At 43.6% G+C, this 7598-nt stretch carries 6 protein-coding genes, 1 tRNA gene and 1 pseudogene; 4 read left to right on the top strand and 4 right to left on the bottom strand.

Annotation, left to right across the window (positions count from 1 at the left end):
• Positions 1–3: 3 nt before the first annotated feature.
• Positions 4–282 (bottom strand): annotated as a pseudogene (locus B147_RS0116955) (transposase domain-containing protein); the annotation flags it as partial.
• 73 nt (positions 283–355) lie between these two features.
• On the opposite strand from B147_RS0116955, the gene B147_RS0116945 reads away from it, so the two are divergent.
• A protein-coding gene (locus B147_RS0116945; protein ID WP_425387034.1) for an IS3 family transposase occupies positions 356–1518 on the top strand; the annotation gives its coding sequence in 2 pieces (ribosomal slippage) (positions 356–620 and positions 620–1518; 1164 coding nt in all).
• 67 nt (positions 1519–1585) lie between these two features.
• Here the strand turns inward: B147_RS0116945 and B147_RS0116940 are convergent.
• Positions 1586–3295: a tetratricopeptide repeat protein gene (locus B147_RS0116940; RefSeq protein ID WP_020588391.1), complete on the bottom strand. Its 1710-nt coding sequence runs from the start codon at positions 3293–3295 to the stop codon at positions 1586–1588.
• Between the two features lie 533 nt (positions 3296–3828).
• Positions 3829–3902 (bottom strand) — tRNA-Gln (locus B147_RS0116930).
• Positions 3903–4099: 197 nt separating this feature from the next.
• Between B147_RS0116930 and larE the strand changes: the two genes are divergently transcribed.
• On the top strand, positions 4100–4933 hold the full coding sequence (larE, locus tag B147_RS0116925; protein ID WP_020588389.1) for an ATP-dependent sacrificial sulfur transferase LarE: 834 nt from the start codon (positions 4100–4102) through the stop codon (positions 4931–4933).
• 62 nt (positions 4934–4995) lie between these two features.
• Here larE and ndk read toward each other — a convergent pair whose 3' ends face one another.
• Positions 4996–5415 (bottom strand): nucleoside-diphosphate kinase, encoded by a 420-nt coding sequence (gene ndk / locus B147_RS0116920; protein ID WP_020588388.1) that lies wholly within the window; start codon positions 5413–5415, stop codon positions 4996–4998.
• Positions 5416–5559: 144 nt separating this feature from the next.
• Between ndk and coaE the strand changes: the two genes are divergently transcribed.
• Positions 5560–6171: a dephospho-CoA kinase gene (coaE, locus tag B147_RS0116915; RefSeq protein WP_020588387.1), complete on the top strand. Its 612-nt coding sequence runs from the start codon at positions 5560–5562 to the stop codon at positions 6169–6171.
• 163 nt (positions 6172–6334) lie between these two features.
• Complete coding sequence (gene rho / locus B147_RS0116910; RefSeq protein WP_020588386.1) at positions 6335–7582, top strand: transcription termination factor Rho; 1248 nt, start codon at positions 6335–6337, stop codon at positions 7580–7582.
• The last annotated feature ends 16 nt before the right edge of the window (positions 7583–7598 follow it).

The raw sequence follows: 7598 nt of genomic DNA, 5'->3' as shown, positions 1-7598 counted from the left end.
TTTTTAAGCCTGGCTGGGTGTTATATCGTTGAATTCCAACAAATTTTTATCTAAGTTTTGTGGCATCAAGGCTTTAAATTCGTCTGCTGTCATTGCTTCCGGTAAATTTTCAAAAAGAAATTTGAGGTACCAATAAGGTTCAAGTCCACTGGCCTTGGCGGTTTCGATTAGGCTGTAAATGCAGGCACTGGCCCTGGCGCCCTCGGGTGTACAGGAAAATAACCAGTTTTTTCTACCGACCACAAAGGGTCTTATGGCATTTTCAACCACATTATTGTCCGGCATTACCTGAGGTGGTAGGGTAATTATGGACACTTCTCTAAAAGTGGGTTAATAATCCACACGGAGGTGTCAAATGAAGAAAGACAGAAAGAAGTATGCACCTGAATTCAAAGAAGAAGCAGTTAAACTGATAACCGAACAGGGATATCAGATTACCGAGGCAGCCCGAAATCTCGGAGTAAATCCAACCATGCTGGGTCGCTGGAAACGTGAGATTGAAGGTAGTGGAGAGAGTGCCACTGGTTTACAAGGAAGTGTGGCAATGAAGGCAGAGTTGAGCCGTCTTCGAAAAGAAAACAACCGTTTGAAGATGGAACGTGAAATCTTAAAAAAGGCAGCAGCCTTCTTCGCGAAAGAAATGAGCTGAAGTATCAATTCGTTGATGCTGTGAGGAAGGCTTACCCAGTAGCTCTGATATGTATTGTCATGCTCATATCCCGGAGTGGATATTATGCCTGGCGTAAATGTAAAAAATCATTGAGGCAGAGGGAAGTAGAGAGACTAATTCCTATTGTTAAAGCGGCTCATCAAGCATCAAGGGGTACCTATGGCGCCCGCCGGATTGCAGAAGAGATAAAAGCATCCGGCAGTCCTTGCGGGCGGTACAAAGCTGGGTCATTGATGAAAATGGCCGGTGTTGCCGCCAAGCAGAAAAAGAAATTTAAAGCGACGACAGACAGCAAACACAATTTGCCAGTTGCACCGAATTTACTGGACAGACAGTTTGAAGTTGTCGAAGCGGACAAGGTTTATGTCTCTGACATTACATACATTTGGACCCACGAAGGGTGGTTGTATTTGGCCGTCGTTATAGACCTTTTTTCACGCCGGGTTGTCGGCTGGTCCCTGAGTAATCGAATGACCACAAAGCTGATCATGGATGCCCTGCACATGGCAATCAGGCGTCGAATGCCTGCCCCTGGCCTGCTATTTCATTCAGACAGGGGAAGTCAGTATTGCAGTAAAAACTTCCAGAAAATGTTGAATACCCTTGGGATGGTTAGCAGCATGAGCCGGAAAGGGAATTGTTGGGACAATGCCGTGGCAGAGAGCTTTTTCGGTAGTTTGAAGACTGAGAGAGTCTTTTTTACAAACTACATGACCCGAGAAGAAGCCCGGAGAGACATCATTGATTACATCGAAATGTTTTACAATTGCAACAGACGTCATTCCTATTTGGGGTATATCAGTCCAAAAGAATTTGAAAAACTGTGGTTTTTAGAAAAAGCCGCTTAACAAAAGTGTCCATTTTTACTTGACCAGGTCACCACCGTCTAAATTTAATAATATATCCTCTCCCCTTTTAATTCATCATAATTCCCCTGCACAATTTGGTCTCTGGATGATTTTCCCCAAGCCGAGCCTTGAATATCTTCAGCGACCTTTGATAAAGGGGCTCTGCTTCTTCATATTTGCCCTGGGACTTATAAAGCTCGGATAGGTTGTCCAAGATGGTTGCTACATCTGGATGGTCAGGGCCGTTTGCCTTCTCTGCTCTTTTCAAACAATTTAAAACGATGGTTTCACCTGAGACGTATCTCCCTGTAATCTCTAAATACCTGCCTAAATAAGATATTTTTTTGTTTTCCGGAAATTCATCCTCAGGCTGCTCCCTATCGGCCATATTGGCTATGTGGACAATATGGTGAATCAATCCATATCCTCTAATGTACTGGCCTGACTCCATCAGTTCATTTATTTTGCTATGAATATATTTAAGAACCGTCTCGCCCCATGTAGTTCGGTCATCCAAGAACATGGTTGCATGCTGGACAATACGATTTACGCCATACCCTGTGACCGTTTTTTTCAGGATAGATAATTCGGTTAAATTGGATAGAATCTCAAAAATCCGATTTAATGGAATTTTCAAGATATCCGCCAATAGCTCTGGATCTATGTAGTCCGGGTCAAGATATGCGACTGAGCAAAGTGCTTCTTTTGTTTTTGGGAGTGAGAATTGATATCCAGCCAGATTCAAAGAAGCCAAGATGCTCGTGCATTCTTTATTACAGGTTGGCCGCTCTCTGATGATCAGTTCTTTAAGCAAATCAGCAGCAAGTTTTTCCAATGGATATCCCCGAGAAAGGCTTCCCATAATCTCCAGAGCCAAGGGCAGAAACTCCACTTTTTTACAAATGCCTTTAATAAGACTTAAATCATGTGTAGTGATTTTCTCCGTTTCCAAGTGAGCGTATCCTAAAAAAATGTCCAAAGCTGTGTCAGGAGCAGGCAATTCCATATTTACATGAGGAACGGCCAACTTTTGATTTCTTGTGGTTATAAGCAGATCGGAATCACTGATAGTGAAAATTTCTTTAGGGATCTGATCAGTTTCAAGGTTGTCTAAAATAATGAGCTTTTTACCAACTGTCCGAAGCTGTGACAGAAGTAGATTGATCTGACTTTTTTCGTCAAGATCTTCCCAGCCTTTACTGATAAGACTTTTTGCTTCAGCCGCCTGCAAAAAGGTTGATACCGCTCCTATCAATTCCGTTTCCATGCCTAACCAGAACACGCCACCAGGATATTCTCCGCTGTATTTATAGGCATATTCAACGGCCATAGCAGTTTTACCGATTCCTCCCTGACCGACAGCTGCAGCTTGGCAGACGGCCGCCTGGTATCCTTTGGAAAACGCTTCTCTGATTTTAGCTGTCCAAACATCACCGTTTTTAAGAAAGGTGTTTTGTGGGTACGGTACCAGAAATAAAGGTGCATCAGGATGATCTAATTTCTCTTTTAATGTATCTACAGTTTTATTGAAATGATCCTTAACTCCATTTGCAGCCCTATCAACGTCGCCTTTGGTTGAAGATTCAGGTTGCTGGGCATTCAAGTAAGCTTTTACCAAATGCGCAATTGCGACGATAGAGCTGACCACGAAAATTAAAGTCAAAATTTGGGCAGAACCGTCTCCTTCTATAGCCTTTTTGTAATTCAGTCCGACCACAACAAATGACAAAATGATAGCGATTGAATCGATAAGCAGGATTTTACCATTCAAAGTCATATAGCCACCATTATGAATTTCTTAGAGGGGCAACCTAAGATGATTTTAAGCATGAGCATGTTCCATATGAGACAATAGAAACAAAGAACCCTGACAAATAACGTTTCATTACAAATCTTAGTTGATTCGTCAAGCCAGATCATTACCCTAAACAAAGCTATACAGCCTTTTTAAACTCAGATTTCTTGTATTAGTAACACCATTAAATTGTGTTGTTTTAATAATATTCAACAATCCAGATGAGAAATACCAAGGTCCTCAAAAATGGTATGATTGAATTCTTTTTAGGAAATTATCCGGCCATATATTGAGCCTCCCCTCAAAAGCCAAGAATCAGTTTAATTAGAGATTAACCCGGCATCTGAGATCAAAAAAAGAATTAGGCCGGTAAAATTATGCCGGAGAAGTCTATCCATTTTGGGTTTTGGGGTGAATTGATTGATCCAGGATTCAAAAGTGGGCAAAAAGTGGGCAAAATAATCAAGCCAAATAAAAAAGGCCCCCAACTAAAAGCCGGAAACCCTTGGTATTAGTGGCTGGCTGACTAGGATTCGAACCTAGATTGACGGAGTCAGAGTCCGTAGTCCTGCCGTTGGACGATCAGCCAGCAGATGAACAACGTCAGGGTATATACACTAAGGAGATGATCGAAGTCAAGAAAATATTCGTTGAAAGTTGAGATTGAATTGGGCTATTGTTCTCATTTTAGTCAATTGTATTGAAAATAATGAGAAGTCGTTTAAACCTAACGTACCGACTCAAAAAACAAATTTTTTTAATCAGTTAAAATAGATGAACAACAATATGGTTAATTGGAGAGATGCTGGCAAAGATTTGTTGGCCAAAAATAAAGAATTTTCTCATCTTCTTGATTTGTTAAGAGATGCTTCCGGGCTGGCCATTGCATTTTCAGGTGGTGCAGATTCAGCCTTTTTGCTAGCGAGTGCACTTATTTCAGGGGTGAAATCGGTATTGCCTGTTACCATTGTCTCTGACTTTCTTACAGCTGGAGAAAAAGAACGGGTGATTCGTTTGGGACACTATTTGGGTATATCCCCCATTTTTGTTTCGGCAAACATTCTGGAGGATACCAGAGTAACCCAAAATACGGATAGGCGCTGTTATTTTTGTAAATCATTTTTGTTTTCCAAAGTCGTGGAGGTGGCAAAAAAACACGGGGTTCATACTTTTTTGCACGGTGCAAATCTGGACGATTTGCAGGAATTTCGGCCTGGCATGGATGCGGCACGGGAGCTGGGTTTTAAAGCGCCTTTGGTGGAGGTTGGTTTTACAAAGGATAAAATTCGTGCGTGCTCAAAAAAACTGGGGCTCGAGACCTGGAATTTGCCTGCCCAGTCCTGCCTGGCTACCCGTATCCCCCAGGGGGATATCATCACCAAAGAAAAGCTTAAAAAGGTTGAACTGGCAGAAGCGTGTCTTCATGGGCTGGGCTTTGGCCAGGTGCGGGTCCGGTGTCATGGGGCTCTGGCGCGAATTGAAGCCGGCCCTGATGAATTACACCGCTTTGGGGAGCCAGCTGTAAGGCAGGAAATATTACAGACGTTTAAGGGTGTGGGGTTTTCTTCCGTATGTCTTGATCTGGATGGTTATGTGCCAGCGTCCGGCCTGCAAAAATAGAAAACAGGTTGAATCATCCCCGGCGACAACAGGCTGCCGGGGATGAAAATTTTTGAACCGCACTAACGGGCGTGTAGTTCCAGGTCATTGAAGAAATAACCAATTTCAAATGCAGCGGTTTCCGGGGCATCGGAACCGTGGACAACGTTTTTCTCAATGTCCGTGGCATATTCTTTGCGGATGGTGCCTTCCTCTGCTTCTTTGAAGTTTGTGGCACCCATTAGTTTTCTATTTTTTGCGATAACATCTTCGCCTTCTAGCACCATTACAACAATGGGGCCCGATGTCATAAAATCAGTCAGGCTGTTGAAAAAAGGACGTTCCTTATGGACGGCATAGAACCCCTGGGCCTGGGATTTGCTTAGATGAATCATTTTCATGGCTGCGATTTTAATGCCGTTGGTTTCAAAGCGCTTGATGACTTCGCCGATGACGTTTTTTTCTACTCCATCAGGCTTGATAATGGATAAGGTTCTTTCCACGTATGTTCCCCTTTAAAATTAAAAATAAGGTTAATTGGTCGATTTAACGGGCTTGATAAATATCACAGGAGTATATTATAAGTCAAATTAGATAAACGCTGGGAATTGAAGGGGAAAAATAATTTAATGTAACGAGTGGATATAATGCTTAAAATAGGCGTGACAGGATCGGCAGGATCGGGCAAAAGCCTGGTGTGTGAAGGGTTCCGACGTATCGGCCTGGTAACCCTGGATTGTGATGAAATTGCAAGGCAGGTAGTTGAGCCGGGTCAGGCTGCATATAATCAGGTGGTCAAGGCATTTGGGTCCCAAATTGTAGCCCCGGACCGTACGTTGGATCGCCCGGCCCTGAGACGTATGATTATAACCACAAAAGGCAGCCGGGAGAAACTTGAATCCATTCTGCATCCGGTGATTATCAGTGAAACGGTCAGGTTGATGGATGAAGCGGTTCATTTAAAGCAAAAATCATGTGCTGTTGAAGTGCCTCTTCTGTTTGAGCTTGGCATGGAAGATCTTTTCGATGTGGTTGTGGTGGTGACGGCTGCAGATGACGCTCTTGTTGACCGGATTTCCCTCAGGGACGGGGTGGACCGGGAAAACGCCCAAAAGCTTTTAGCCCTTCAGATGCCCCAGTCTGAAAAGATCAAAAAAGCTGAATGTATCATTGAAAATAGAGGTGAGCCGGAAGCAGTTTTCAAATTAGTGGGTGATTTGTATCAAAAACTTGTCAATCAGCGCTTGACAAAAAAATAATAATATCTTAATAGATTTTTTGATTACTGACGTTTCACATTATCTGTCTTTTTCTTCACACAGGGCCGTTTGGCCTCCAGATTGTCAAAAAGGCATCCCCAAAAAATTGCATTGTGAATTCATACACTTTTAACCAGACGGATGGATCAGACCAGGAGATTGCATGAATCTTGTAGAACTCAATAAGATGAAAATCAGTGAGCTGACCAAGCTTGCCAAGAAATACAATATTCAGGGTATTGGCGGCCTTAAGAAGCAGGAACTGATTTTTGCCCTGCTCCAGGCCAATATTGAAGAAAGTGGACAGATTTACGGCGAGGGCACCCTTGAAATCCTTCCGGATGGATTTGGTTTTTTGAGGGCGCCAGGGTATAATTATCTGCCCGGTCCCGACGATATTTATGTCTCTCCCTCCCAGATCAGACGGTTTAATCTGCGCACCGGAGATACCATTTCCGGACAGGTTCGCCAGCCAAAGGATTCCGAACGATATTTTGCATTGCTGAAAGTGGAAGCCGTTAATTTCATGAATCCTGAAATGGCGGCAGAGACAATTTTGTTTGACAACCTTCTGCCGTTGTACCCGGACCGTAAAATGAACCTTGAGGCTGAGCCTGATAACTATTCCATGCGGGTCATTGACCTGATGTCCCCCATCGGATTCGGCCAGCGCGGTCTTATCGTTTCGCCGCCTAAGGCCGGTAAGACCATGCTGCTTCAGAACATTGCCAATTCCATGATCCGGGCCCACAAAAATATTGTTCCCATGATCCTGCTTATTGATGAACGTCCCGAAGAGGTAACGGATATGGCCCGTTCCGTAAATGCGGAAGTGATATCCTCCACCTTTGACGAGCCTGCCGAGCGCCATGTGCAGGTGGCTGAAATGGTCATTGAAAAAGCCAAAAGAATTGTGGAGCAGGGCCATGATGTCGTGATCCTTTTAGACAGTATTACGCGTCTTGCAAGGGCTTACAATGCGGTGATGCCGCCTTCCGGAAAAATTTTGTCCGGTGGTGTGGATTCCAATGCGCTGGATCGTCCCAAGAGGTTCTTCGGGGCAGCCCGAAATATTGAGGAGGGCGGCAGTTTGACAATTATTGCCACGGCGCTTGTTGACACCGGATCCAGAATGGATGAGGTTATTTTTGAAGAATTCAAGGGTACGGGTAACATGGAACTGGTGCTTGATCGAAAACTTGCGGACAAGCGTGTATTTCCTGCCATTGATATGAACCGGTCCGGTACCCGGAAAGAGGAGTTGCTTCTTGACCCTGAAGTCCTGAACCGGGTCTGGATCTTAAGAAAATTGCTTTCAAGTTTAAATTCTGTGGATGCAATGCAGTTTTTGCTTGAAAAAATGGACGGAACAAAGGATAATAAAGAGTTTCTTGAAATGATGAATTCATAACGGGAAGCTTTTTTTT

The sequence above is a fragment of the Desulfobacter curvatus DSM 3379 genome (genome assembly GCF_000373985.1).
GTDB lineage: Bacteria > Desulfobacterota > Desulfobacteria > Desulfobacterales > Desulfobacteraceae > Desulfobacter > Desulfobacter curvatus.
The sequence above is the reverse complement of the archived record's forward strand: the minus strand, read 5'-3'. Positions and strand labels throughout refer to the sequence as shown.